Origin of the sequence: Catenuloplanes indicus (assembly GCF_030813715.1) — a bacterium.
Taxonomy (GTDB): Bacteria; Actinomycetota; Actinomycetes; order Mycobacteriales; family Micromonosporaceae; genus Catenuloplanes; species Catenuloplanes indicus.
In genome coordinates this window covers 7,142,306-7,167,749 of record NZ_JAUSUZ010000001.1, presented here as the reverse complement: position 1 = coordinate 7,167,749, position 25,444 = coordinate 7,142,306, and the positions used below count along the sequence as shown (strand labels likewise).

Annotated in this window: 18 protein-coding genes and 1 pseudogene; 8 read left to right on the top strand and 11 right to left on the bottom strand. The window is 73.2% G+C overall.

Annotated elements, in window-relative coordinates; all coding sequences use genetic code 11:
• The first annotated feature begins 33 nt into the window (after window positions 1–33).
• The gene (locus tag J2S42_RS32560) at window positions 34–2,190 is read left to right on the top strand and encodes an elongation factor G-like protein EF-G2 (RefSeq protein WP_307245368.1); all 2,157 of its coding nucleotides are present in this window, start codon (window positions 34–36) and stop codon (window positions 2,188–2,190) included.
• Window positions 2,191–2,233: 43 nt separating this feature from the next.
• On the opposite strand, the gene J2S42_RS32555 is transcribed toward J2S42_RS32560, so the two are convergent.
• From J2S42_RS32555 to mgrA, 5 genes and pseudogenes are all read right to left on the bottom strand, one after another.
• The gene (locus J2S42_RS32555) at window positions 2,234–2,860 is read right to left on the bottom strand and encodes a maleylpyruvate isomerase N-terminal domain-containing protein (RefSeq protein ID WP_307245366.1); all 627 of its coding nucleotides are present in this window, start codon (window positions 2,858–2,860) and stop codon (window positions 2,234–2,236) included.
• Between the two features lie 46 nt (window positions 2,861–2,906).
• Window positions 2,907–3,365: an HIT family protein gene (locus J2S42_RS32550; protein ID WP_307249158.1), complete on the bottom strand. Its 459-nt coding sequence runs from the start codon at window positions 3,363–3,365 to the stop codon at window positions 2,907–2,909.
• Window positions 3,366–3,471: 106 nt separating this feature from the next.
• Window positions 3,472–4,491, bottom strand: a complete 1,020-nt coding sequence (locus J2S42_RS32545; RefSeq protein ID WP_307245364.1) for a pectinesterase family protein — start codon at window positions 4,489–4,491, stop codon at window positions 3,472–3,474.
• A 404-nt stretch (window positions 4,492–4,895) separates the two neighbouring features.
• A pseudogene (gene thrS / locus J2S42_RS32540) lies at window positions 4,896–6,896 on the bottom strand (threonine--tRNA ligase); the annotation flags it as partial.
• Between the two features lie 256 nt (window positions 6,897–7,152).
• A complete protein-coding gene (mgrA, locus tag J2S42_RS32535) occupies window positions 7,153–8,187 on the bottom strand; it encodes an L-glyceraldehyde 3-phosphate reductase (protein ID WP_307245361.1) in 1,035 nt (344 codons plus the stop codon).
• A gap of 356 nt (window positions 8,188–8,543) precedes the next feature.
• Between mgrA and J2S42_RS32530 the strand changes: the two genes are divergently transcribed.
• The 4 genes from J2S42_RS32530 (at window position 8,544) to J2S42_RS32515 (ending at window position 14,143) form a co-directional block, all read left to right on the top strand.
• On the top strand, window positions 8,544–9,233 hold the full coding sequence (locus J2S42_RS32530) for a response regulator transcription factor (RefSeq protein WP_307245360.1): 690 nt from the start codon (window positions 8,544–8,546) through the stop codon (window positions 9,231–9,233).
• Window positions 9,234–9,262: 29 nt separating this feature from the next.
• Window positions 9,263–10,666, top strand: coding sequence for a HAMP domain-containing sensor histidine kinase (locus tag J2S42_RS32525; protein ID WP_307245358.1), 1,404 nt, complete (start codon window positions 9,263–9,265; stop codon window positions 10,664–10,666).
• A 399-nt stretch (window positions 10,667–11,065) separates the two neighbouring features.
• A complete protein-coding gene (locus tag J2S42_RS32520; protein WP_307245356.1) occupies window positions 11,066–13,603 on the top strand; it encodes an RICIN domain-containing protein in 2,538 nt (845 codons plus the stop codon).
• A 6-nt stretch (window positions 13,604–13,609) separates the two neighbouring features.
• Window positions 13,610–14,143, top strand: coding sequence for a hypothetical protein (locus J2S42_RS32515; RefSeq protein WP_307245354.1), 534 nt, complete (start codon window positions 13,610–13,612; stop codon window positions 14,141–14,143).
• 76 nt (window positions 14,144–14,219) lie between these two features.
• Here the strand turns inward: J2S42_RS32515 and J2S42_RS32510 are convergent, their stop codons facing one another.
• Genes J2S42_RS32510 through J2S42_RS32485 form a run of 6 tightly spaced genes read right to left on the bottom strand, consistent with a single transcriptional unit; the run spans window position 14,220 to window position 23,623 of the window.
• Window positions 14,220–17,756 (bottom strand): AAA family ATPase, encoded by a 3,537-nt coding sequence (locus tag J2S42_RS32510; RefSeq protein ID WP_307245352.1) that lies wholly within the window; start codon window positions 17,754–17,756, stop codon window positions 14,220–14,222.
• The gene (locus J2S42_RS32505; RefSeq protein ID WP_307245350.1) at window positions 17,753–19,567 is read right to left on the bottom strand and encodes a trypsin-like serine peptidase; all 1,815 of its coding nucleotides are present in this window, start codon (window positions 19,565–19,567) and stop codon (window positions 17,753–17,755) included. Before J2S42_RS32505 ends, J2S42_RS32510 begins: the two co-directional genes overlap by 4 nt.
• The gene (locus J2S42_RS32500) at window positions 19,564–20,745 is read right to left on the bottom strand and encodes a trypsin-like serine peptidase (RefSeq protein WP_307245348.1); all 1,182 of its coding nucleotides are present in this window, start codon (window positions 20,743–20,745) and stop codon (window positions 19,564–19,566) included. Before J2S42_RS32500 ends, J2S42_RS32505 begins: the two co-directional genes overlap by 4 nt.
• Window positions 20,742–21,755, bottom strand: a complete 1,014-nt coding sequence (locus J2S42_RS32495) for a zinc metalloprotease (protein ID WP_307245346.1) — start codon at window positions 21,753–21,755, stop codon at window positions 20,742–20,744. The genes J2S42_RS32500 and J2S42_RS32495 overlap by 4 nt, the downstream gene beginning before the upstream one ends.
• A gap of 54 nt (window positions 21,756–21,809) precedes the next feature.
• Entirely contained in the window at window positions 21,810–22,841 is a 1,032-nt protein-coding gene (locus J2S42_RS32490) for an adenosine deaminase (protein WP_307245344.1), read from the bottom strand.
• On the bottom strand, window positions 22,838–23,623 hold the full coding sequence (locus J2S42_RS32485) for a trans-aconitate 2-methyltransferase (protein WP_307245342.1): 786 nt from the start codon (window positions 23,621–23,623) through the stop codon (window positions 22,838–22,840). Before J2S42_RS32485 ends, J2S42_RS32490 begins: the two co-directional genes overlap by 4 nt.
• 78 nt (window positions 23,624–23,701) lie before the next feature.
• Here J2S42_RS32485 and J2S42_RS32480 point away from each other — a divergent pair, with 78 nt between their 5' ends.
• The 3 genes from J2S42_RS32480 to J2S42_RS32470 all read left to right on the top strand — a co-directional run bounded on the left by J2S42_RS32480 (window position 23,702) and on the right by J2S42_RS32470 (window position 25,332).
• Entirely contained in the window at window positions 23,702–24,688 is a 987-nt protein-coding gene (locus tag J2S42_RS32480; RefSeq protein ID WP_307245340.1) for an aldo/keto reductase, read from the top strand.
• Window positions 24,682–24,993 (top strand): hypothetical protein, encoded by a 312-nt coding sequence (locus J2S42_RS32475; protein ID WP_307245338.1) that lies wholly within the window; start codon window positions 24,682–24,684, stop codon window positions 24,991–24,993. Before J2S42_RS32480 ends, J2S42_RS32475 begins: the two co-directional genes overlap by 7 nt.
• A 90-nt stretch (window positions 24,994–25,083) precedes the next feature.
• Complete coding sequence (locus J2S42_RS32470) at window positions 25,084–25,332, top strand: hypothetical protein (RefSeq protein WP_307245336.1); 249 nt, start codon at window positions 25,084–25,086, stop codon at window positions 25,330–25,332.
• Window positions 25,333–25,444: the final 112 nt, after the last annotated feature.

Below are 25,444 nucleotides of genomic sequence, written 5' to 3'. Positions count from 1 at the left end.
CGACACAAATCGACCCGAGGAGGTGCGCCGATCATGGCGCAGAAGACACAGGAGAGGGCGGCCGCCGGCAGCGCGCCGGTGGTGGACGAGCCCGGCAGGGTGCGCAACGTGGTGCTGGTCGGTCACTCCGGCGCCGGAAAGACCACGCTGGTCGAGGCGCTGCTCGCCGCGACCGGTACCGTGCCGCGCACCGGCACCGTGACCGAGGGCACCACGGTCTGTGATCAGGATCCGGCCGCGATACGGCAGCAGCGCTCCGTGACGCTCGCCTGCGCGCCGCTGATCCACGACGGCATCAAGGTCAACCTCCTGGACAGCCCGGGGTACGCGGATTTCGTCGGCGAGCTGCGCGCCGGACTGCGCGCCGCCGACGCCGCCCTGTTCGTGGTGTCCGCCGTCGACGGCATGGACGCCGCCACCGCCGCGCTGTGGGAGGAGTGCGCCGCGGTCGGCATGCCGCGCGCGGTCGCGGTCACCCGCCTCGACCACCCGCGCGCCGACCTCGACGAGACCGTGGCGCTCTGCCAGCGCGTCTTCAGCGACAACGTGCTGCCGCTGTACCTGCCGATGCTGGACGACGACGGCGAGAACGTCACCGGCCTGATGGGCCTGATCACCCAGCGGATCTACGACTACACCGACGGCTACCCGGCCGAGGTCCGCGCGCCCGACCCGGAGCACTTCGGCGCCATCGAGGAGGCGCGCAACGAGCTGATCGAGGGGATCATCGCGGAGTCCGAGGACGAGACGCTGATGGACCGGTACCTCGGCGGGGAGCAGATCCCGGTGGACATCCTCATCGCGGACCTGGAGAAGGCGGTCGCGCGCGGCCACTTCTACCCGGTGGTCCCGGTCTGCGCGCCCGACCGGGTCGGCCTCGACGTGCTGCTGGAGCTGCTCACCAAGGCGTTCCCGTCGCCGCTCGAGCACGACCTGCCGATCGTCACCGGCATCGACGGCTCCGCTCACGAGCCGCTCACCTGCGACCCGGACGGCCCGCTCGTCGCCGAGGTGGTCAAGACCACGATCGACCGGCACGTCGGGCGTGTCTCACTCGTCCGCGTCTTCTCCGGCACGCTCACCCCGGAGAAGGTGGTGCACGTCTCCGGGCACGGCCTCGCCTCCCGCGGTCACCCGGACCACGACGCGGACGAGCGCGTCGCGCACATCTACTCCCCGCTCGGCACCACGCTGCGCGAGGTCACCTCGTGCATCGCCGGTGACATCTGCGCGATCACCAAGTCCGGCAGCGCGGAGACCGGCGACACGATCTCCACGAAGGACCGGCCGCTGCTGATCGCGCCGTGGGACATGCCGGAGCCGCTGCTGCCGGTCGCGATCGTCGCGAAGTCCCGGTCCGACGAGGACGCGCTGGCCAAGAACCTGGGCCGGCTGGTCGCGGGCGACCCGACGCTGCGCCTGGAGCGCAACCCGGACACGCACCAGATCGTGCTCTGGTGCATGGGCGAGGCACACGCGGACGTGGTGCTGGACCGGCTGCGCACCGGCGGTGTCGACCTGGACACCGAGCCGGTCCGGGTCGCGCTGCGCGAGACGTTCGCCGGGCCGGCCAAGGGACACGGCCGGCACGTCAAGCAGTCCGGCGGTCACGGTCAGTACGCGGTCTGCGACATCTCGGTGGAGCCGCTCCCGGCCGGCGCCGGCTTCGAGTTCGTGGACCGGGTGGTCGGCGGTGCGGTGCCGCACAACTACATCCCGTCGGTGGAGAAGGGCGTCCGCGCGCAGATGGAGCGCGGCATCGCGGCCGGATACCCGGTGGTCGACCTGCGGGTCACGCTGTTCGACGGCAAGGCGCACAGCGTCGACTCGTCGGACGCGGCGTTCCAGACCGCGGGCTCGCTGGCGCTGAAGGACGCGGCCGAGAAGGCGGCGATCACGCTGCTCGAACCGGTCGACGACGTCACCATCCGGGTGCCGGACGCGTACGTCGGCGCGGTGATGAGCGACCTCTCCGGGCGCCGCGGCCGGGTGATGGGCAGCGACGCCGACCCGGACGCGGACCGCACGCTGATCCGTGCCGAGGTGCCGGCCACCGAGCTGGTCCGGTACGCGGTCGAGCTGCGCTCGATGACCTCCGGCGCGGGCACGTTCAGCCGGTCTTTCGCCCGCTACGAGCCGATGCCCGCCCACCTCGCCGACGCGGTGAAGAAGGAGCACGGAGCGTCCTGAGCCGTTCCGCGGCCCGGGGCCCGCGCGCCCCGGGCCGCGGCGGTCACTGCACCACGGAGAAGCCCCGCGGAAGCGGCTCGCGCCCGGTGAGCGCCCGCACGAGAGGCACACCCGCACCCAGCGCGGCGGCCGACCGCGCCGCGAAGACCGCCGCCTCGGTGACGGCGGCGGCGTCGTGGGTGACCGGCACGCCCGCGGCCAGGGCGATGTCCGAGGTGTGCACCACCAGCTCGAGCACCCGGGTGGACAACCAGTCCCGCAGTTTCATCGCGCCGACCGGTGACATGACCAGTTCGTCGTCGCCGACACCGTCCAGCGCTGCCCCGGCCCGCGCGAGATGCTCTCGTACCACCGCGCCCGGCCGGTCACCGAGCGCCTTTCCGTAGTCGCGGGCGTTCTGTGTGACCGAAGCCGCCGCGGCGGCGAGCAGCTCGCGCGGCGCCCCCTGGATGACCACGCAGTACGCCTCCGCGGAGTCGAGCACGGGCCCCGGCTGCGGCGACGCGCCGACGACGGCGACCGGGCGCAGCGCCGCGCTGACCGTGTGCCCGACCAGCTCACGAAGGTTCCACTCGCCGAGACCCGGACCGTCCAGTCCGTCGGCCGGTGTCCGCGAGGCCAGGTCCGCGAACGTTTCGGCCGCAGCGAGATAAATGTTGCGAATCGTCATGCTGGAGAGACGACAGCGGGCGGCCCGAGGTTCGACGCGAACCGGTTTACGAGGCGGGCCAGGCGGACGAGAGCAGATCGCGGGTCTCCGTGAGGACCTGCGGGAGGATCTTGGTGCGAGCGACGATCGGCATGAAGTTGGCGTCGCCGCCCCAGCGCGGGACGACGTGCTGGTGCAGGTGGGCGGCGATGCCCGCGCCGGCGACCGATCCCTGGTTCAGCCCGATGTTGAAGCCGTGGGCGCTGCTGGTGGCACGGATGACGCGCATCGCCGTCTGGGTGAAGACCGCCAGCTCGGCCGTCTCCTCGACCGTGAGGTCGGTGTAGTCGGCCAGGTGCCGGTACGGGCAGACCAGCAGGTGGCCGGGGTTGTACGGGTAGAGGTTGAGCACGGCGTAGACGAGCGTGCCACGGGCCACGACCAGGCTGTCCGGGCGGGGCAGGCCGGGCGCCCGGCAGAACGCGCACCCGGTGGACGGCCGCTCCTGCCCGGCGATGTAGGTCATCCGGTGCGGGGTCCAGAGGCGGTCGAGCGCGTCCGGTTCGCCGGTCTCCACCGGTGTGATGGGACGGTCTCCCGGCGGCGTGCTCAGCTCTCCCACACCCGCGATCCTATGGGTTGCACGGGTTCCAGGCGTCGGCGCCGGCCAGGAACGTGCGCGGGTCGTAGCCGTCCGGCGAAGTCAGCTGCGGACGATTCGGGCCGGTCGCGGCACCCGGGCCGTCGTTGCGCCACTCACCGTAGCGGGCCGCGGTCCACGGCCAGGTGCCGAAGTCGGACCACGGCGCGTCGGCCCGGATGTGCGCGCCCAGATACGAGTTACGGATGATCGTCTGGCCGATCGCGTTCGGGTCGTTGCCCGGGTGCCAGGGCCGGCCGAGACAGACCGACCCGGCCGGCGCGTCGCCGGTGAAGCGGCAGTGCGTGAAGAGCTGACCGTGCGGGTTGCCGACGTCGGTGCTGGCCGCGGTGACGTAGCCGAGATGCCGGTGCAGCGAGTGCACGCGGCAGCGATCGAAGACGGCGGTGCCGCGCCCGAAGATGAAGTCGACGTCGCCCTCGACGTAGCAGTTCCGGAAGTACGCGCGGGAGATCGTGCCGACGGCCGGGCTGTTGACGTAGAGCGTGTCCTGATTGGCCAGGAACGCCACGTCGTGGAAGCGCAGCCGGTCGCCGCGGGTCAGCACCGCCACCGCCTGATGTCCGGAGATCTCCGGGTGGGCGGCCTCGTCGAAGTCGTTGGCGAACGTCAGGTTGCGGGCGGTGACGTCGTTCGCGGAGATGGTCACGGACGCGCTGCCGGAGGTCCCCCAGGTGCCGCCGGTGGCCGGGTTCGGCGTGCCGTTCGCCCGGTCGTCGACGATCACCACGTCGGACGGTCGCCGGCCGAGCCCGATCAAGGTCAAGAACGGCCTGTCGGCCGGAATGACGACCTGCCCACGGTACGTACCCGGACGGATCAGGATCGAACAGGCCACCCCCACGGGTACGGCGTCCACCGCGGCCTGCACGCTGTCACCGGGCGCGACGACCAGCACGTCACGTCGTCCCGCGGCGGTGGCCGAGGCGGGTCCGGCGGCGGCGAGCAGCGCGCCGGCGCCGGTCGCGGTGAGGAAGGTCCGTCGGCGCATGGCGTGCTCCTCAGCGAGGTGGCCGGCGCCGCGTCGGGCGAAACGCGGCGTCGGCGGACGGAACGGTGCACATCAAAAGGGACGAACCGGGTCTAACGTGGAGCCGGCGCGGACCGCGACACCGAGGGAAAGCGCTTGCCCGCGCGAGTGACACGACGCTAACCCGCGCCCGCGACCGGGTCAACGACATCGACGTGCAGCTTTTTTGCAACCTCCCGGACATGCACGGCGGCGGATGCCGGGAACGCGCGACGGGCCGGGGAACGTTCCCCGGCCCGTCGCGACGAGACCTACTGCGCGTGCTTGGCGGCCGCCTGGTTGGCGAGCGCTGTCACCTCCTGCATGGTGCGCTCCTCCAGGTCCGCCGCGCTGGTGTCCGGCGCGGGCGGCTCCTCGGCCGGGTTGGCCGACGGCGGCACGTTGGTGCGGGAGCGGACGATGTCGGTGACGTGCCGGACCGCCTCGTCCAGCGGGACGCCGTTGCGCTGCGAGCCGTCCCGGTAGCGGAACGACACGGTCTGCCCGGCCACGTCGTCGTCACCGGCGAGCACCATGAACGGGATCTTCTGCTGCTGCGCGGTACGGATCTTCTTCTGCATCCGGTCGTCACCCGTGTCCAGCTCGGCCCGGATGCCCGCGGCCTTGAGCAGGTAGACGAAACCCTCCAGGTAGGACGCGTGGTCGTCGCGGATCGGGATGCCGACCACCTGCACCGGCGCGAGCCAGGCCGGGAACGCGCCCGCGTAGTGCTCGGTGAGCACGCCGAAGAACCGCTCGATCGAGCCGAACAGCGCCCGGTGGATCATGACCGGCTGCTGCCGGGTGCCGTCCGACGCCGCGAACTCCAGGCCGAACCGCTCCGGCAGGTTGAAGTCCACCTGGATGGTGGACATCTGCCAGGTACGGCCGATCGCGTCACGCGCCTGGACGGAGATCTTCGGGCCGTAGAACGCCGCGCCGCCCGGGTCCGGGACCAGCTCCAGGCCGGAGTCCTCGGCCGCGATCCGCAGCGCCTCGGTGGCCCGGTCCCAGTTCTCGTCCGTGCCGACCGACTTCTCCGGGTTGCGCGTGGACAGCTCCAGGTAGAAGTCGTTCAGCCCGTAGTCGCGCAGCAGGTCGAGCACGAACGTCAGCAGCGACTTGAGCTCGTCGCCCATCTGCTCGGCCGTGCAGTAGATGTGCGCGTCGTCCTGCGTCATGCCGCGCACCCGGGTGAGGCCGTGGATCACGCCGGACTTCTCGTACCGGTAGACGCTGCCGAACTCGAACAGGCGCAGCGGCAGCTCCCGGTAGGACCGGCCGCGCCCCCGGAAGATCAGGTTGTGGAACGGGCAGTTCATCGGCTTCAGGTAGTAGTTCGCGCCCTCGACCTCCATGGGCGGGAACATGCCGTCCGCGTACCACTGCAGGTGCCCGGACGTCTCGAACAGGCTGCCCTTGGTGATGTGCGGCGTGTTCACGAACGAGTAGCCGGCCGCCTCGTGCCGCTCACGCGAGTAGTTCTCCAGCTCGCGCCGGATGATGCCGCCCTTGGGGTGGAAGACCGCGAGGCCGGAGCCGATCTCGTCCGGGAAGGAGAACAGGTCGAGTTCCGCGCCGAGCTTGCGGTGGTCGCGGCGGGCCGCCTCCTCGAGCAGCCTCTGGTACGCCTTGAGCGCGTCCCGGGTCGGCCACGCCGTGCCGTACACGCGCTGCAGCTGTGGGTTCTTCTCGCTGCCCCGCCAGTAGGCCGCGGCCGAGCGCATCAGCTTGAACGCGCCGATCAGCCGCGTGTTCGGCAGGTGCGGGCCGCGACAGAGGTCGCCCCAGCAGACCTTCTCGCCGGACGCGTCCAGGTTGTCGTAGATGGTCAGCTCGCCGCCGCCGACCTCCATGATCTCCTCGGCGTCGAAGCCACCGGCACCGGCCTCCCCCACCAGCTCCAGCTTGTACGGCTCGCCGGCCAGTTCCTCGCGCGCCTGCTCGATCGAGGCGAACTCCCGGCGGCGGAACCGCTGGTTGCTCTTGATGATCTCCTGCATCTTCTTCTCGATCTTGCTGAGATCGTCCGGCGTGAACGGCTTCGCCACGTCGAAGTCGTAGTAGAAGCCGTCCCGGATGTACGGCCCGATGCCGAGCTTCGCCTCCGGGAACAGCGTCTGCACGGCCTGCGCGAGCACGTGCGCGGTCGAGTGGCGCAGCACGTTCAGCCCGTCCGGCGAGTCCAGCGGGACCGGCGTCATCACCGTCTCGTGGTCGGCCGACCAGTCCAGGTCGTGCAGCTTGCCGTGCTCGTCGCGGACCACGACGATCGCCTTCGGGCCGGCGAGCGGCAGGCCGATCGCCGCCACCGCGTCGGCCGCCGTCGTCCCGGCCGGGACGACGACGTGGTCCGTCTCAGCGGGCTTCGATGTCGGTGCGGACACGGTGGGATCTCCGTTCATTCGGTTTTCCAAAGCACAACCCACCGATGCTATCGCTGCGGGCGCCGCCGCTGACGGGGGACGCGCTCCTCGCGGGCCGCGTCCGGGTCGCCGAACAGCAGCACCACGCTGGCGCCGCCGAGCCGGGCCCGACATCACCCCGCAGCGGCATCCCGGCCGGGCGCGGCCTCGACAGCACCGCTCGGCATGGTTTCGGACTGCGCCCACACAGCGCCCGGAACCCCGCCGGCCGAGGGCGTCAGAGCGTGCCGCGGCGCGCGTCCTCCCAGGCGTCCACGGACGTGGTGTTCGAGGCGAGCACCTTGTCGATCTCGGCCAGTTCGTCCGCGGTGAACTCCAGGTTCGCCAGCGCGCCGATGTTCTGCTCCAGCTGCCCGGTGCTGCTCGCGCCGATCACCAGCGACGTCACCCGCGGGTCGCGCAGCGCCCAGGCCAGCGCGGTCTGCGCCAGGCTCTGCCCGCGCCGACCGGCGATGTCGTTCAGCGCGGTGAGCTGCCCGGCCCGGTCGTCGTCGATCGTGTACTTGCCCTGGTCGGCCCGGGACCCGGCCGGCACGCCGGTCAGGTACTTGCCGGTCAGCAGCCCCTGGGCGAGCGCGGTGAAGCCGATCACGCCGACGCCGAGGTCCGCGGCCGCGTCCAGCAGGCCCTCGGTCTCGATCCAGCGGTTGAGCATCGAGTAGGACGGCTGGTGGATCAGCAGCGGCGTGCCCAGCTCGCGCAGCAAACCGGCCATCTCGCGCGTGTGGTCCGCGTCGTAGGACGAGATGCCGACGTACAGCGCGCGCCCGGAGCGGACGGCCGTGTCCAGCGCGGCCGCGGTCTCCTCCAGCGGCGTGTCCGGGTCGTACCGGTGCGAGTAGAAGATGTCGACGTAGTCCAGCCCGAGCCGGTCCAGCGACTGATCCAGGCTGGCCAGCACGTACTTGCGCGAGCCGCCGCCCTGGCCGTACGGGCCGGGCCACATGTCCCAGCCGGCCTTGGTGGAGACGACGATCTCGTCCCGGTACGGTCGCAGGTCCTCGCGGAGCAGCCGGCCGAAGTTGCGCTCGGCCGCGCCGTACGGCGGCCCGTAGTTGTTGGCCAGGTCGAAGTGGGTGATCCCGGCGTCGAACGCGGCCCGGACGATCCCCCGCTGCGTCTCGGCCGGCACGTCGTCGCCGAAGTTGTGCCAGAGGCCCAGCGACAGCACCGGCAGGTCGAGTCCGGAACGGCCGGTGCGCCGGTACTGCATCGGACCGTCATAACGTGCGGAAGCGGCGGTGTAGCTCATCCTGCCTTTATATGCGCCCTCCGGATGATCCGCCCGGCAGCATCGCCGTGGCCCGCCACGGACGGATCGGACCGTCGCGGTGCGGCGCGGCGTGACCGCGCCCGGCGCACCGGTGATGATGAAGCCGGACGACGTGCGCGCCCGCGATCGTCGAACTCACCGCCCTCGATCGAACCGTCGAACCGGGGACCGGCCCGGGGTACGCCGAACGGCGCGCGACGGGTCGGACGAGCGGCTGAATTCCGTACCGCCGAACGATTTTGCCCTGGTCTTTATAGCCCGATATTTCCTGACTCATCCCACAACGTCGATGCCCCTGGCGCCGTCGCGCTTGCCACGCCAAGTACGTTCTTCGCATGGCCACGGTGTTGCTCGTCGAGGACGACCACGTCGTGCGAGGTGCGATGTTGCGCAGCCTCGCCGATCGTGGGCATGCCGTCCATGCCGTCGGCACGGCGCTGGAGGCGTTGCGCCGGGTCGCCGCGGAGACCCCCGACCTGGTCGTGCTCGACCTCGGGCTCCCCGACCTGGACGGCGCGGACGCGTTGCGGATGCTGCGCGGCATCACGGACGTGCCGATCATCATCGCGACCGCGCGGGACGACGAGCAGTCGATCGTCCGGCTGCTGCGCTCCGGCGCGGACGACTACATGGTCAAGCCGTTCACCGGCGCCCACCTGGACGCGCGCATCACCACCGTGCTGCGCCGCGCCGGCCGCGCCACCCGCACCGCCCAGCCGGCCGTGCACCAGGTCGGCGGCCTGCGGGTCGACGTCGGCGAGCGCTCCGCGCAGCTGGACGGCACGCCGCTCGCGCTGACCCGCAAGGAATTCGACCTGCTCGCTTATCTCGCCGCCCGTCCGGGCCGCGTGGTGTCCCGCCGGGAGCTGTTGGAGGAGGTATGGCGACAGCCATCGGTCGGCGAGGACCAGACGATCGACGTGCACCTGTACTGGCTCCGCCGCAAGCTGGGCGAGTCCGCGGCGAAACCGCGCTACCTGCGCACCGTGCGGGGGGTCGGATTCCGGTTGGTGGCACCGGACTGAGAGCGGGACTGGCGTACGTCAGCGCGGCGATGACCGCGGTGGCCGCGCTGGTCTTCGTGATCCCGCTGGCCATCCAGGTCCGGGAGGACGCGCGCGAGCGGGCCCTGACCGAGGCCGGCCGGCGCAGCGCGATCGTCGCCGGTGCGCTGGCCGCACAGGCCGACGAGGCGGGCGTGCAGCGCGCGATCGAGGCGGCCGGCAGCGGCCCGCTGACGGACACGCCGGTGGTGCTCGGGCTCTCCAACGAGTCCGCGACCGGCCGCGCCTCCGACGCCGACCTGGAACGCACGGTCGACGGCGGCCGTCCGCTGGTGGTCGGCGTGGCCGGCGGCGCGCTGCGGCTGGAACCGGTGATCGTCGGCGAGAGCACCGCGGTCGTCGAGGTGTTCGTGCCGGACCACGCGCTCAACGACGGCGTGCCCGCGATCTGGTGGACGCTCGCGCTGATCGCGCTCGGCCTGGTCGGTGCCAGCGTGTTCGTCGTCGACCGGCTGGCCGGACGGACGGTCGGCTCGGCGAAGTCGCTGGTCCGGGCCGCGATGGCGGTCGGCGACGGCGACCTCGGCGTGCGCATCCAGCCGACCGGGCCGCGCGAGCTGGCCGAGGCCGGCTACGCGTTCAACCGGATGGCGGACCGCCTGGTCACCTCGCGCACCAACGAACGGGAGATGGTGGCGGACCTGTCGCACCGGCTGCGCACCCCGCTGACCGTGCTGCGGCTGGACGCGGAGGCGCTGGACCCGGACGACACCAGCGTCGGCGACTTCTCCGCGGCGGAGCTGGACCGGCGGCGTACGATCCGGCGCATCCGGCAGGCGATCGTGACCCTGGAGGGCGAGGTGGACGCGCTGATCACCACCACCCGGCGCGCGGTCGCGGACCGCGGCGCACCACCGCCGGAGGACGGCGGCTGCGACGCCAGCGAGGTGGTCCGGGAGCGGATGACGTTCTGGTCCGCGCTGGCCGGCGACCAGAACCGGCCGTACCGGGTGATCGGCGCGCAGACCCGCATCCCGGTGCAGGTGCCCCGCTCCGAGCTGGCCGCCGCGCTGGACGCGGTGCTGGGCAACGTGTTCCGCTACACCGCGCAGGGCACCGCGTTCGAGATCGGCGTGTCCCGGCGGGACGGCTGGATCGCGATCCGGGTCGACGACGCGGGCACCGGCATCCCGGACCCGGAACGGGCGCTGCAGCGTGGCGCGTCCGACCGCGGCTCCACCGGGCTCGGGCTGGACATCGCGAAACGGGCCACGCTCGCCACCGGCGGCTCGGTCAGCATCGCGCGGTCCTCGCTCGGCGGTGCCAGCGTCGTCATGCTGTTCGGCGACGCGGAGGCGAAACCGAAGCAGGCCAGCCGGTTCGGCCTGGTCGGGCGCCTGGCCGGCGAACCCGGACGACCCCGCTGGCCGCGCCCGCGGGATAACGCCGAGTGATGTGCAGAACACCCAACGATCCGAATCCCAAGCTTTGCTTAGTTTCGCCTTAAGCCCATTCCCACAGCCATCTGCCAGGTGGCAGTCTTCAACCCGATCCCATCCGGTTACCTCGGACCACCGCCCGCAAGTCGTCCCCACACCCCGGTCCGGTGTAACCCGCGTGCGGCGGGGTGCGGTCCCCCAAACCCTCACCCCGCCGCGCGCCCACCATGCGGAGGTATCACACGCGTGTCGTCGCACCGCGAGCTTCCACGGCGGCGAACGGCCACAACGCGCTCCTTCATCCGGGATCTTCCGGCGTCGTTCGGCTCGACCACCGCACGGCACCGCCGTGCCGGTGCCCCGGAGCCGCGGCGTGCCGGTCTCCCCACCGGACTCGCGCGACTGCCCGGGATCATGCGGTCCGCCGGCATTGCGGCGCGCTGGGCGCGGCTGCGCGAGATCGTCTCGGCACAGCTGGTGCCGGCGTTGCGCGACCGCCTCACCCGCCCGGCCGCGACCGCAACACCCCAGGAGCCGCGAACCCCGTCCGCGGTACGCCGTGAGGGCGCCCGCCGCCGCGCCCAGGAACTGCCGGCCTGGGCCAGCCGCACGCAGCTGATGCGCGTGCAGGCGATCCGGCGGGACCGCGGCGGGCGCGTCCCGGCCCCGGCCGAGCCGCGCGCGGCGAAGCGGCACGGCGAGGTCGTCCGCCGCACGTCGGCCGCGCGCGACCTGCCCGCGACCGTGCGTCTCCCGCGCCGGATCAACCTGGCCACCGGCGCCGTGGTGCTCGGCATCGCGCTGCTGGTGCTGCCCGCGTTGCTCACCCAGTGGACGCCCGGGATCAGCTCGCTGCCCGGCCTGGTCCCGATCGCGGCGCTGCCGGCCAGCCAGCCGGAGGACGGCCTGGTCTACGACGGGCTCACCCCGGCCAGCCGCAACTCGCTCTGCATCGGCGCCTACGAGATCAACGACTCCGGCGGCGCCTGCTCGTACGGGCCGGACCCGGCACCGCCGACGTTCAAGGTCACCCAGGACGTGGCCCCGATCGCGGAGGGCGTGCCCCCGCTGGTCGAGCCGGTCAAGGACACCCGCGGCGTGCCGGACGACGCGGACGTGGTGCGCGACGAGGGCGCGGTCGTGCCGGCCAGCACGATGCCCGCGCTGGTGCCGGACCCGGCCAGCGGCGACGACACGTTCACCATGGGCGAGGACGGCGTGGCCTGCGAGGGCGACGGCTATCAGGGCAAGCGGGTGCAGGTCATCTACGCCTACCCGACGGACGCGGTCAGCCGGTTCAGCCGCTACCTGCCGTCGATCCGCCGCTGGGCCGCCGAGGTCGACGAGATCTTCTCCGCCAGCGCGGCCCGCACCGGCGGCATCCGGCACGTACGCTACGTGACCACGCCGGACTGCCGGGTCGACGTGACCGAGGTGCAGCTGCCCGCGGACCGGCTGGACAGCTTCGACGTGACGCTCGCCGGCCTGCGCGCGCTCGGCTACGACCGCACCGACCGGAAGTACCTGATCTTCGCGGACACGAACGTCTACTGCGGCATCGGCACGATCATCCGGGACTCCCGGGCGGACGCCGGCAACCTGAACAACGGCGGTCCGTCCTACGCCCGGGTGGACGCCGGCTGCTGGTCCGCGCCGATGGCCGCGCACCAGCTCGTGCACACGCTCGGCGGCGTCGGGGACGACGCGCCGAACGGCAGCGGCCTCGGCCACTGCGTCGACGACCACGACCTGATGTGCTACCCGGACGAGAGCGGCGAGGAGGTCCGGCTCGACTGCGAGAGTGCGTCCGGCGAGGCACTGCTCGACTGCGGCGGCGACGACTACTTCAACACCGACCCGGAGCCGGGCAGCTACCTCACGCAGAACTGGAACCTGGCGAACAGCGAGTTCCTGATCCGCGAGGCCGCAGCGGCCGCGGAACCCGCTCCGCAGCGCCCGGCCGAGGCCGTGACACCGCCGCGTGGCAACCCGTCGCCGTCGCCGCGCCGGTCCACCGCGCCGACCACGTCACCCACGCCGGCGCCGGCGTCCCCCACGCCGACCAGCGGTGAGGACGACCCGGAGGATCCCGAGGACCCGGAGGACACCGGCGACGGCGATCAGCCGCAGGCCGGTGGCCGGGGCGCCGGTGCACCGGCCTCGCCCAGCCCGTCGGTCACGGCGTCCGCGGTCTCGCCGACGCCGTCGCGACCGTCCCTGCCGTCCCCGCCACCGGCCGATCCCGGCCTGGCCAGCGAACCGCCGATCGGCGCGCCACCGCCGCCCGGCTTTCTGAAGATCCGGGACACCACCAGCACGTCCACCCGGGTCAGCTGGAACGCGGCCACGGACGCGGTGCACTACACGGTGACGGTCAACGGGCAGATCATCGGCGTCACCGCGGCCACCCGGGCCCGGATCATCGGCCTGACGCCCGGCACGGAGTACAGCATCCAGGTGCTGACCAACGACGGCGAGCGGTTCACGGACGCGCTGGCCGCGAAGACCTCACCGGCCGCCCGCCCGATCATGGACGGCTGGTTCCAGCTCAACAACGCGCTCACCGGCGGCGCCGCGCACCTCTACGGCGCCCGCTCCAACGAGTCCACGCCGATCGTGGTCCAGCGTGCCGAAGGCGTCACGCAGCAGCAGTGGAGCCTGCGCCGGGTCGGCGACGCGTTCCAGCTGATCTCCCGGGTCACCGGGAAGTGCGTGGTCCCGCTGGACGGCGAGGTCGCCGCCGGAGTCCCCCTCGTCCAGGTCACCTGCAAGGAGGCGGCCGATGAACAGCACTGGGTCGTCCTGCCCACCGCCAACGGCTTCACGCTCCGCGCGGCCGGCGCCAACCTGGTGGCCGGTCTCGGCGAGCAACGGTACGGCGGCGCGCGCGTCCTCTCGCTGCAGACCCCGGAGGGCCTGCTGCACCAGTCCTGGACCGCGCTCCCCGGGTAGCCGGTCATGAGCCCGCGCCGCCCACCCGCGATGCCGGCCTCCACCCCGGAGGCCGGCGGCTTCCTCACGCGCCGCCGCATCATCCGCTGGGCGATCCTGCTCACGCTCGGCGTGCTGGGCTTCCTCGCCTGCTGGCAGGACCCGGTCTACTCGGCCACCGGCCCGAGTTCCGGCTTCGTCTCCGGTTCCGGTTCGGGCCTCGGCCTCGGTTCCGGCCTCAGTTCCGGTTCCGGCCTCAGTTCTGGTTCCGGTCTCGGTTCCGGTTCCGGCTTCGGTTCCGGCCTCGGTTCGGGGACCGCCGCAGGTCCGGCCGCGGTCGCCACGTCCGGCCCCTGCCCCACGCCGGCCGCGGGCGGCGGTGCCGCGTCCGTCCCCGGCACGGTCGTCTGCGCCGCACCCCCGGCACCCGCGGTCCGGATGGCCGACGTCGAGGTCCCGGCCGCCGGTCACGCCTCGATCACCGCCTTGCTGATCGGCACGGCCTCGGTGGCCCTGCTGTTCACCGCGATCACGCTCGCCACGCTCCGCCGCCGCCCCTGACCGGGCCCGCCCGCATCCACCGGGCCGCGCTCGCCGCGCCGGCATGCCGGAAGTACGAGCTTCCGGTCGCTGGTGCTCAGGCGCGGTCCGGCCGGCCGGCCTCGGCGTCGCGGACGATGGCGTCGATCACCGCGTCGTTGGCCCGCGCCCAGCGGTGGAACGCGTCGCGGACCCGGGGCAGCAGCGTCGCGCCGGGATGGTGAGCCACGGCCCGGTCCAGATAGGCGCCGAGGTCACCCGCAAGATCGATCCGAACAAGCACATCGGCGTCAGGAATCCCGGCAACACCCCTCCCGGCAACCCCCCTCCCGGCATGGCCGTCCACGGCACCGCCGCCCCCGGCGGCAGCCTCGGCAGCGGCAGCCTCGGCGAGCGCGGTGCGGACGGCAGCGCGCAGTTCCGGGTTGTCGCCGCGCAGGTTTCGCAGGATCTCCGGCGCGTCCACGATCTGCTGCCGGGACAGCGACGTGCCGATGCCGGGCACCGCGTTCCGCAGCGTGATCGTGCCGCCGGGGCAGCCGGCCGCGACCCAGACCAGCGCCCGGCGCAGCTCGTCGACCGGGAACAGGTCGGTGGCGCCACGATCGCCGCCGGTCAGGTCCGACGCGGCCTCGATGAGCAGCGGTTCTCGCCGCCGCCACGCCGCGATGTCCACCGGCCGGCCGAGCAGCAGCCGGTAGAAGTAGTGGATGAGCGCGTGATCATGGAACCCGGGCCCGCCGCCGATCGTCTCCGGGTCCACCGCCGGCAGCGCGATCACCGAGCCGCTGAGCAGTGCCGCGATGGTCTGGTAGCGGTGCGCGGTCAGCCGCCCGCCGCCGAACTCCGACGCCCGCGGGCCGTACTCGTCCCAGCGCGCGAGGTCGCAGCACGCCTGGGCCAGCCACTCCGGCTCGGTGACCGGCATCCCGGGCCGTGCGCCCAGCAGTTCCAGCGCCTCCGCCGCCGCGTCGTTGTCGACCAGGAACCGGCCGCGGCGCTCCAGCCACAGCGCCCAGGCCGAATCGCGCAGCAGCAGCGCCTCGGCCAGCGGCGGCGTCTCCCCGCGCAGCACCCGCGCCTCCGCCGCGACCGCGGGCGGCAACTCGTCCACCGCGTCACCGAGCGCGGCCAGCCGACCGGTCAGCCGGCGATCCGCCGGATCCAGCAGATCCCCGTCCCGGTCCTGGCCTGAGTCACCGTCCGACCGCCGGATCGGCACGTCCGGATCACCGTCCGGCCGCCGGATCGGCACGTCCGGGTCCGTGAGATCCGGTGAATCGGCCGGCCGAGCTTCCGGCGACAGCGTGGCGCCACGATCGAACATCCGTCGCCGTCGCCACGGCCAGACCGGCAGCCAGCCCCGCCGCCGTCGCGGCTTCGGCTCGGAGCCGGCCCGCGGCGGAGCGGGCCACGCACCCGGCTGGGCACCGGAGCCCCCATTCGGCCGGCCGCGCCGGGCCGGCGGCTGCCCGTACCCCGGAGTGGTGCCGTGACCGGTCGACATCGGCGGACGCCGCGCCGGTGATCGTTCGGACAGCCCGCGGGCGGTGTCGTCGACGCGGAGCATCAGCTCGTGGTATAGCGCCTCGACCGCCGCCTCCTCGCCGGGCCGCGTGCGATACCAGTGCGCGGCCGCCTGGTGGATCGCGGGCAGCACGTCCCGGTAGGCCGGGTCGGTGGTCATCAGGTGCAGCATCGCGCGCCGGACGTCCGGCAGGTGGCGCAGCTCGTCGCCGTCGCGCTTGACCAGCCACACCTCGTCCGCGAGGCGTTCCAGCAGCTCGGCCGCGTCCGCGCCGGTCAGCGGGCCGAGGCCGCAGTACGGTGCCAGCACGTCCCGGATCAGCCCGGCGGTGACGCGGCGCAGGATCAGGCCGGGGTGGGCGAGGCGGCGCACCCGCGGGTCCGCGATGTGCCCGAGGAATCGCGTGTAGAGCACCTCCCGGCGCAGTTCGCCGTCGAGCGCGGTGCCGGCGCTCGCGACGAAGTCCGCCCGCTCGCCCGGCGGCAGGTGGGCGAAGAACCGCGCGGCCACCCGCAGCGTCAACGGGTTCCCGCCGACCACAACGGCGAGTTCAAGAGCCTGCTCCGCCGGTACGCCGTGCGCCTCGAGCAGCTCCGCCGCGGCCGCCGGGGCCAGGTCGGCCAGGCAGATCGCCGCCTGTGTCTCGACCCGGTCCGTGACGTCGGCCGCGTTGATCGCGACGTCCGCGCGGCCGGACAGGATCACCCGCAGCCCGTGCAGCCCCATGGTGTCCCGCAGCCGTGCGATCCAGCGCAGGATGCGCGCTTCCGGGTCGTTGTCGTGCAGGCGCGGCCGGGCCGGGTCCGGCCGGTCCCGCTGCCACTCCTCGAACGTGTCCAGGACCAGCAGCACCGGCCGGGTGTCCAGCTCGTGCAGCCGGACCGCCAGCGACGCGTCCCGTTCGAACGCGGGCGCGTCCCCGGCGCCCTCACCGGCCGCGAGCGACCCGGTGTAGCGGGCCGCGGCCGTGCCCGCGCGCTCCTGGCGCACCTGGTAGCGCAGTGCGGAGAAGTCCGCGGCCGCGACCGGGTGCGCGTTGCCGAGCTGCCGGCTGACCTCGAAGGACAGTTCCAGCTCCGCGTCGATCCGGAACTGCACGCGGTCGAAGTCGATCACGATGACCACCGGGCCGGTGGAGTCCGGCCGCAGGATCTCGCGCAGGTACGGCTCGACGAACGCGGCCAGCGCGGTCGACTTCCCCACGCCGCCGAGCCCGACCACGGGCAGCAGCGGCACCGGCACGCCGTCGCCGGTCACCGGCCCGGTGGCGAAGTCGCGCAGCCGGGCCAGTTCCTCCGCGCGCCCGAAGAACCCGTTGCCGAGCAGCGCACCGTAGCTGTCCACCACCGCCTCGACCCGCACCCGCCGCCGCGCCTCCGCCAGGTCCCCGGCCAGCCCGCCGAGCGGTTCGGCCCAGGCCAGCGCCTGCAACGCGGTCCGGGTGGCGACCGGCTGCTCCGGCGGTGGCGTCCCGGTCGCCGCGATCGCGGCCAGCAGCCGGGCCGCGTCCAGCGCCGCGAGCCCCTCCGCGTCGGCCGCGCCGGGCAGCGACGCGCGGGCCTCCGTCGTGTCACCGGGACCCGCGGCGGGCACGGTGGTCAGGCCCGGCTCGGTCGCGCGGCCGGGCAGCGTGGCCGCGCGAGCCGCGAGGCCGTCCGCCGGGAGGTCGCCGACGCCGGTGGACCGGGCCGCCAGCAGGCGGAGGTAGTAGCCGGCGTCGTCGGTGGGCACGCGCACCGTGTCCGTGATCGCGTCGGTCAGCGCGCGCGGGGAGTCGGCCAGCGTGCGAAGCGCGTCGCGGCGCGGGCCGCTGCGCATCGTCCAGCGCCACTGCTCGTCCACGTGGGACCGGTCGAACTCGGGCACCAGCGTGTCGAGCACGCGTTGCGCGTCGGCCGGATCCAGGCCGGTCACGAGCGCGGCCGGGTCGACACCGCCGGACAGTGCGCCCCGCCACCGTACCCTGGTGATCTCGTCCTGAAGGTGTTGATCCGCCGCAGGCGGATGGGTTTCCAGCGTGGACGCGAAGGCGGACCTCTCGGCGTCGGAGCGGCCGGCCCACATGTTCCGGATCGCGGCGAGCGCCGCGTCCTGCGGTGACGTCATGCCGCCACACCCGCGGCCAGCATGCGCAGCACCGCGTGCGCGGCCGGGTAGCCGGTCAGGCCCTGCGCCTGCTGTAGCGCCAGCAGCGACGGCACGGCCGTGACCAGTGCGTCCGCCGGGGCCGAGCCGGCCGGGGTGAAGTGCGCCGCGATGTCGTACGCGGTCGGGGACGCCAGCTCCTCGATCGCCGCCTCGAAGCCCTCCGGCGGCCGCTCGTCCCAGCCGACCAGCACGAGCCGCTGCGACGGGTTGTCCCGGAGCCGGCCCATCAGGTTCACCACCACGTCCTTCACCCCGGGCGGTACGTCCAGCGCGGCGCCGCCGAACCCCTCCAGCACCAGCCAGACCGCGCGGTCACCGCCCACCTCGGACACGCGCCGGGCCAGTCCGGGCAGCACGCCGTCGCGGATCTCCCGCGGCGCCGTGGTCAGCACGTCGTCGTGGGTGAGCGTGGGGCCGGGCGCGGAGAGCGCGCCGGTGACCCAGCGGGCGAAGCCGTCCGCGTCCTGGGCGAGCGCGTTCGCCAGGTCGAGCGTGACCACCACGCCGTCGCTGTACTTCTCGACGAACTCACGGACCAGCCGTTTCGTGAAGCGCTTGCCGGTGCCGGGCCCGCCGCGGACCACGAACAGCCGCTCGGCCGGTGCCGCGTCCGGGCGCAGCGCGCGCCACAGCCGCTGCTGGGTGACGCGGCGGCCGATCACCGGGTACGGCGTCGGCGCCAGGTCGGTGGAACGTTCCAGGCCGCGCAGGTAGGGCACGCCGTCCGGCAGCGGCCGGTCCAGCATCGGCGACCAGTCGCGCACCGGCACGGCCCGGTTGCGCACGCCGGTGACGCCGCCCTGGTGCAGCGCCACGATCCGCCACCGCTGGTCGAAGACCGGCGCGCCGGACGAGCCGCCGAGCGTGTTCACGTCGTGCAGGTACCGCACCGGCGGCGTGCCGAGCTGCTCGTCCAGCCGCCCGTCGGAGAGCAGCAGCGGCTCGCCGCGTTCGTGCGGCCCGTGCGGGTGGTGCAGCAGGCTGACCTCGAACGGCCCGGCCGGCGGGCTGCCCATCAGCTCGGCCTGCGCCGCGCCCTTGGGCGGTGCGGCGAGCCGGATCAGCGCGAGGTCCCACGGCCCGGCCGGTGCGGCGATGCCGGCGATGTCGCGCACGTCCGCGCGCAGCCGCTCGGCCTCGGTCGGCGGGCTGCCGTGCAGCAGCCAGTCCGGGTGCAGCGGTGCGGTCTCGCCGGCCAGCCGGGTCGCGGCCCGGTCCACGTAGTCGCGGAACGTGACCACCAGGTGGCGAAGGCTGTCCGGCGCGGCCGCGAGCGTGCCGTCCGGCGCCTGGGTGAGCAGCGGCCAGACCACGTGTGCCATGGTCGCGACCACGGTCGGCCGGACCAGCACGCCGGTGCCGGCCTGCACGCCCCTGATGTCTATCCGGCAGACGTAGTCGCAGGCGCGCAGCAGGCCCTCCGCGTACATCATCGGGTTGACCGCGTGCCGCACGCCGTTCTGCAGCGCCTGCAACTGGAAGCCGCCCGCGTTCTCGTCGATCGCGCGCAGCGCGGTGACCAGCGACGGCCCGGCCAGCCCCGCTTTGATCAGCTCGAACGCGAAGACGTCCAGGAAGCCGTGCTCGCCGGCCGCCGCGAACGCGCCGATCAGCAGGTCCCGCAGATTCGGGCTGGTCTGCGGCGGCATGTGCACGCCGCGGGCACGGCTGACCCGCTCCCAGACGCGCTCGACCACGATCCAGTCGGTCGCGGGCGCGGTGACCGTGTCGGCGAGCGCGGAGAGGCTGAGCGAGGTCGCCGCGGTCATCGGGCCGCGGCGGGCAGTACGGCGGACAACTCCCCGGTGATCCGCTCCAGCGCGTGCGCCCAGTTCTGCCGTTCCGGCTGGCCGGCGAAGTGCAGCCCGAGCACGGCACGCCCGTCCGCGTCCAGGTCGACGACCGCGGAGCCGGAGTTGCCGCCGAGCGTCGAGACGTCGTGGGTGAACACCCAGCCGCGCGGGTCGTCGGGGACCTCGCCGGCGGCCGCGGTGATCCGGCCGGGCGCGAGCCGCTTGTAGCTCTTCACGCCCGCGAAGATCCGGGTGAACAGCTCACGCGTGGTCGAGTGCTCGTTGCCGGGGTAGCCGACCACGTAGACGCCGCGCCCGGCGGTGGCCAGCCCGCCGCGGGTGATCGGGTCGTCGCCGCGGGCCACCGGCACCGGCGGCGGGAACGCGCGGCCCGGCACCGGCTCCAGCTCCAGGATCGCCAGGTCCAGGCCGTCGAAGTTGAGCCCGCCGAGCACCGTGTGCACGTGCTCCGGCGCGCCCTCCCGGCCGACCGCGACCACGCGCCGGATCGGGAACCGCCGGTCCGGCCAGGGCCGACCGACCTCGTGCCCGAAGTGGACCGCCACGCCCGGGTTGAGCCGGCCGGTGAACTGGCCGTCCTCGCGGACGCCGCGCGGCGCGATCGCCTGCAGCACGTGGAAGTTCGTGGCGACCAGGCCCTCGGCCACCACCCAGGCGGTGCCCTGATAGCCGAGCGGCGCCGCGGCCGGGTCGTCGACCCGGCCGACCGACCGGCAGACCGAGCGGACCTCCTCGGCGAGCCGGGACAGCGGCGCCGCGTAGTCACCGATGCTGGGTGCGAGCAGGTCGACGAAGTCGTCCTCGACGAACAGCACCGGACGGGTGCCGTCGGTGACCACGACCGCCTCCAGGCCGGAGACGTCGTCGTCGGTGAGCGCGGCGGCCGCGCCGTCGCCGAGCAGCTTGTCCAGCGCGGTGTCCGCCTGGGCGAGCAGCTCGTCGCGCAGCGCCGGGTCGGGTGTCACGCCGGTCTTCGACTCGATGTAGGCCAGCTCGGCCTCCAGCCGTTCCACCAGCTCGGTCTTCGCGGCCGGTGCCGCGTTGCCGGCGCTCGACGCGGCCGACTCGGCCAGCGTCTGCCGCCCGCCGCCGGTGGCGATCAGGCCGAGGTACCGGCCCGCGTCCCCGGTCATGGCACCCGTCCCTCGACCAGCGCGGTCAGGACCTCCACGAGCCGCTGCCGGTACGGGCTGAACGCCGCGCCCTCGACGCCGCCGCCCAGCGTGGACAGCGCGGTCGACGCACGCTTGACCATGTCCGGCTCGGGCGCCCGCGGGTAGAGCAGTTGCAGCCCGCGGATGTCGCCGGTGGACAGGTCGATGCCGTTCCCGGTCGGCGCGCACGGCGACGGCGCGCTCCGGTAGAAGAACGGCTCGAACTGGTAGAGCATCACCGACTCGGAGTCGAACGGCCCGGCGACCGCCTCGTCCGGGTCCTGCGCCCGCAGGTTGAAGTCGACCTTCGCGCGCGTCCACCGGTTCGGCGGCCCGGCCAGGTAGGTGTAGACGCCCGGCCGCCGGCCCGCCTCGTCCGCGACGAACACGCCGCGGGTGTCCCGGGTCGGCACGTAGCCCTCGTCGTCCTCCCACCGGAACTCGTCCTGGCATGGGCCGCGCATGTTCTGGTGGCTGTGCTTGAACGCGAGCGCGTGCAGGAACTCGTGCCGCACGGTCCCGGCCCAGTCGTCCGGCAGGATGCCGTCGAATCCGGACAGGTTGAGGCTGCGCTGGTACGGTGCGCCGCCGATCGGCGAGTTCGCGTCCGCGAGCGTGGCGTCCGTACTGTCCGTGCCGACCAGCGACCAGTAGCCGCCCTGGTCGAAGCTGACCCGGATCTCCGCCGCGTACTCCGTGTCGGTGGTGGCCCACCGCCGGTAGGCACCGGTCGCCGGGTCACGGCCGAAGTCGAGCGCGATGCCGCACGCATCGGTGATCTGCCGGGTGGCCTCCTCGATCCGCGCGTGCGCCTCGGTGTCACCGTCCAGGAACGCGACCCGGAGCACCGCGCCGGGCGCCCACCGGGACAGGTCCTGCACCAGGAACTCAAGGCCGGCCGTCTCCGCCGCGACCCGGCGGCGCCAGGCATCCCGGACTTCGACGGCCGCCTCGATGTGCTCCGGCAGCGACTCGAACAATCTCGCCATGATCACACCCCCCAACGTGGACGAATATGAGCCTTAGCCCACGTGGGGAGCCTGTCAACGACGGATGTCCGATAATCCGCCTCCCGCGTAAGCGGTGATCTCGTTCGTCAGGGTGACCTTGTCCCCCGCCGGCATGAACGAGTGCGTGACCGCGGCCTTGGCGAGCTCCGCCACGCCGGCCGCGTCCAGCCCCAGCAGCTCGGCCGCGACCCGGTACTCGTCGTTGAGCGTGGTGCCGAACATCGGCGGGTCGTCCGAGTTGATCGTCACCGGCACACCGGCCGCCACCAGTGCGGGCAGCGGGTGCTCGGCCAGCGACGGCACCGCGCGGGTCCGCACGTTCGACGTCGGGCACACCTCCAGCGCGATGTCGTGCTCGATCAGGTACGCCATCAGCTCCGGGTCGCGCGCCGCCGCGATGCCGTGCCCGATCCGCTCCGCGCCGAGGTGCCGGATCGCGTCCCAGATCGTCTCCGGCCCGGTGGTCTCACCGGCGTGCGGCACCGAGCGCAGCCCGGCCGCGCGCGCCGCGTCGAAGTACGGCTTCCACTGCGGCCGCGGCACCTCCGGCCCGCCCAGCCCGAAACTGATCAGCCCGTCCGGCCGCTGGTCCAGCGCGATCCGCAGGGTGTCCTCGCCCGCGTTCGGGCCGGCCTCGCCCGGGATGTCGAAGCACCAGCGGAGCGCGATGTTCAGCTCCTTCTCCGCGCTCAGCCGGGCGTCCTCGATCGCCTCGCAGAACGCCTCGGCCGGCATGCCCCGGTTCACCGTGGAGAACGGCGTGATCGTCACCTCCGCGTACCGGACCTGCTGCCGGGCCAGCTCGCGCGCGATCTCGTAGGTGAGGATGCGGACGTCCTCCGGGTCCCGGATCAGGTCGACGACGCTCAGGTACACCTCGATGAAGTGCGCGAAGTCGCGGAACTCGAAGTACGTCGCGAGCGCCTCCGGGTCGGCCGGCACCGGTGTGCTGCCCTCGTGCCGCGCGGCCAGCTCGGCCACGATCCGCGGCGACGCCGAGCCGACGTGGTGCACGTGCAGCTCGGCCTTGGGCAGACCGGCGATGAAGTCGGTCAGATCGCTCACGCGTCCCCCTGTGGAGTGCGGGCCACCACGAAATTGCGGTGGAAAGGGAAGAAAACAAGACCATTTTCCACGGGGTACGCCTCCGCGAGGCGCTCCCCCAGCGTTGCGCGGAACACCGGATGGTCGGCCTCCGGGAGCGCCGCCTTGACCGGTCGCAGCGCGGTCCCGTCCATCCACCGGAGCACCGGGTGCTCGTCCCCGTCAGCCGCCGGGAGCAGGTGGAGGTAGGTGGTCGCCCACGCGTCGACCGTGCAGCCGCTCCGGGCGAGGATGCGGGCGTACTCGATGAAGTCCGGCACCCGGCGGATGATGCCCGCACCGGCCAGCGCCTCGCTCCACGGCTCCTCCGCGGCCAGCGCCCGCAGTGCCCGGTGTGACGGCGCGTCGAAGTTGCCCGGCACCTGCAACGCGATCACCGCGCCGGGCGCGATGCCGCGCACCCAGCGCGGCAGCAGTTCCTCGTGGCCCGGCACCCACTGCAGGACCGCGTTGCTGACCAGCACGTCCACGTCCGGGGCCGGTTCCCACGCGCGGACGTCACCCACCGTGAAGTCCACCGGCGCGTTCATCGCGGCCGCCTTGGTGATCATCTCCGGGGACGAGTCGACGCCCTCGATCCGCGCCTCCGGCCAGCGCCCGGCCAGCGTGGCGGTCAGGTCGCCGGGACCGCACCCGAGGTCCACCACCCGGCGCGGCGCCGTGGTGCGCACGCGGCCGAGCAGGTCGAGGAACGGCCGCGCGCGCTCGTCGCCGTACCGCCGGTACACGTCCGGATCCCACATGCGCACCTCCACCAAACCGTACGTCCGTCTTGCAAGACTCTAAACGACATCGCCGGGCGCTGGGGATAGGCTCGGACCGTGGAGAGAAGAAGCTTCCCCAAGCTCGGCGGCCGTGCCGTCGGCGTCATCGGCCTCGGCACCTGGCAGCTCGGCGCGGACTGGGGGGACGTCGACGAGGACGACGCGCTCGCCACCGTCGACGCGGCCGTGGCCTCGGGCGTCACGTTCCTGGACACCGCGGACGTCTACGGCGACGGCCGCAGCGAGCAGCTGATCGGCCGCTACCTGCGCGAGCACCCCGGCCACGGGCTGACCGTCGCCACCAAGATGGGCCGCCGCGTCCCGCAGGAGCCGGCCAACTACACGCTGGACAACTTCCGCGCCTGGAACGACCGGTCCCGCACCAACCTCGGCGTGGACACGATCGACCTGGTCCAGCTGCACTGCCCGCCCACGCCGGTCTTCTCCACCCAGGCCGTCTACGACGCGCTCGACACGCTGGTCGAGGAGAAGCGCATCTCGGCGTACGGCGTGAGCGTCGAGACCACCGCGGAGGCACTGGAGGCGATCGCCCGTCCCGGCACCGCCAGTGTCCAGATCATTCTCAACGCGTTCCGCCTCAAGCCGCTGGAGGCGGTGCTCCCCGCCGCCGCCGAGGCCGGCGTCGGCATCATCGCGCGCGTACCGCTGGCCAGCGGCCTGCTCTCCGGCCGCTACGACGCGAACACCACGTTCCCGGCGAACGACCACCGCAGCTTCAACCGCCACGGCGAGTCCTTCGACGTCGGCGAGACCTTCTCCGGCGTCGACTTCGAGACCGGCCTCGAGGCGGTCCGCCGCCTGACGCCGCTGGTCCCGGAGGGCACCACGCTCGCCCAGTTCGCGCTGCGCTGGATCCTCGACCACCCGGCCGTCACCGTCATCATCCCGGGCGCCCGCAACGCCACCCAGGCCCGGGCCAACGCCTCCGCCGCCGCGCTGCCGCCGCTCTCCCCGGAGACCCACGCCGCCGTGACCGAGGTCTACGACGAGCTGATCCGCCCGCAGGTGCACACGCGATGGTGACCAAGGTGTGGGGCACGCTGACGCTGGGCCTGCTCGGCTTCGTCCTCGGCGCCCTCTGGATCTTCGAGGGCCTGGAGATGATCCCCGGCAGTTCCATCACCAAGGGTCCGATCTGGTCTATCGCCGGCGCAATTCTCCTGGTCAGCGGCCTGATCGCGATGATCTTCGGCGTCCGTCTCCGCTCCCGGCTGCGGCCGCCGACCCCGGCCCCCACCGCGCCTGACCAGCTCCCCATCACCGAACAGCCCACCGCGGTCGGCCTGCCCCCGATCCGGGAGAACGCGCCACTGCCCACCTGGCGCTGAGAGTCGTCACGGCCCGGGGCCGGTCGCGGGGCGGCCGGCCCCGCCCCGCGGCAGAGGAGTGCACGGCTCGGTAGCCGTTACCGTTGACCGGTGATCGGCAACCTCGGGACGTTTCAGGGCGCCCTGGCCGCCAGCGGGTTTCCGCCGCTGGTCAACAAGCTGGCCGGCACGTTCGCCACCGTCGGAGACGAGAACGCGGTCATGCTGAACACGTTCACGCCGGACCGGTACGTACAGTATTTCCGCGACTTCAAGGCCATGATCGATTCCGGCCGGCCGGTCAACGCCGAGACCATGGCACCCCTCTGGAAGAACTACGCGACCGAGATCTCCGACTAATGCGCCGGCTGAAGCGCACGACCCGCGGAGGGGCGAGCCGGCGATCGCGTCGATCAGCCACGATCCTCCAGCGGACGCGGCACGGCGGGTGTGCCCGGAGGCGACACCCGCC